General features: G+C 61.1%; 1 protein-coding gene. It reads right to left on the bottom strand.

Annotated features, from left to right (window positions below):
• Positions 1-419 (bottom strand): relaxase family protein (locus tag FLQ44_RS23405; protein WP_147696237.1); only part of this gene is annotated, 419 nt, incomplete at both ends.

Genomic DNA, 419 nt, shown 5'->3' on the forward strand with positions numbered 1-419 from the left:
GCTAAAAGACTGCTCATAAATGGCTCCCTTCAGTCGGATGTTTCGCCCCCCGTCCGGGTCGGCAATGCTGATACTGTTTTTTGTGGTGCGGACCACCTCAAAACCTGCCGCTGTGAGCGCCCCTGTGACGTCCTCGCGCGTCTTGAGTTCCCCGGATGAGGCTAAGGCCAGCAAACCCCGTGTAATCGCCTGAGCGGCTTCCAGCTTCGTTTCCGGCAGTGCGGACGGCGTGACCAGTAACCGCCGGTTCTCCGGGGCATTTGGATCATGCAGCCCCAGTCTGCCGTTCACTACGGTCTGCCAGGCATCGATGCGCGGCCGGTCGGCGCGATCGTAGTACGGCTGCAGGCGTTTCCCGGTCAGCAGTTCAGTGTTGGGGATCAGGAAATTGAGCTCCAGCCGCCCCTTGTCGGTGTGCT

It is taken from the genome of Vogesella mureinivorans, from assembly GCF_007644035.1.
In the GTDB taxonomy this organism is placed as follows: Bacteria; Pseudomonadota; Gammaproteobacteria; order Burkholderiales; family Chromobacteriaceae; genus Vogesella; species Vogesella mureinivorans.